Source organism: Streptomyces sp. SID13726 (genome assembly GCF_010548375.1).
GTDB lineage: Bacteria > Actinomycetota > Actinomycetes > Streptomycetales > Streptomycetaceae > Streptomyces.
Genome location: NZ_JAAGLY010000256.1, coordinates 1 through 525, shown reverse-complemented (window position 1 = coordinate 525; position 525 = coordinate 1). Strand labels below are relative to the sequence as shown.

The following is a 525-nucleotide window of genomic DNA, read 5'->3' as shown; positions in this document are numbered from 1 at the left end:
CCCGTCCATCGCGGACGCGTCGAACGCGGCCGCGTCGAGCGTCGAGACGACGTCGGCCGCGAGGACCGCCCCGACCGCGTCCTCGAGCGGGACGTCCGTCGACGGCGTCGGGCGGACGAGCGCGAGCGCGTCGTCGGCGTGCTGGGCGATCGTCCGGCGCGGCTCGCGGGTCATGCCCGCACCGTAGCGGAGCCCGGGTGCCGACTCCGGACGAGTGGGCTAGGTTGGAGGCGGAGTCATGAAGCGGCCCGCAGCCCCCCGAACCTTGGGAGGACACCATGGCCTCGATCTCCGCGACCACCACCCCCAGCCCCGAGCAGACCGCTCCCGTGCGCCCCGCAGCCCTCGCCGAGGTGCTCGCCGTGGGCACGCACCTTCTCGTGGGGCAGTACCGCGTCGAGCTCGGCACCGGGACCTGGTGGTGGTCGGACGAGGTGTACACGATGCACGGCTGGACGCCGGGGGACGTCGAGCCGAGCCTGGACGCGCTGCGCTCGCGCAAGCGCCGCGCTCACCGCGCTCGCG

The 525-nt window shown here is 75.0% G+C and carries 1 protein-coding gene; it reads left to right on the top strand.

What is annotated here, in order from left to right; all coding sequences use genetic code 11:
- Positions 1-278: 278 nt before the first annotated feature.
- On the top strand, positions 279-525 hold a 247-nt coding region (locus G3I78_RS47490; RefSeq protein ID WP_239158474.1), incomplete at its 3' end, for a hypothetical protein.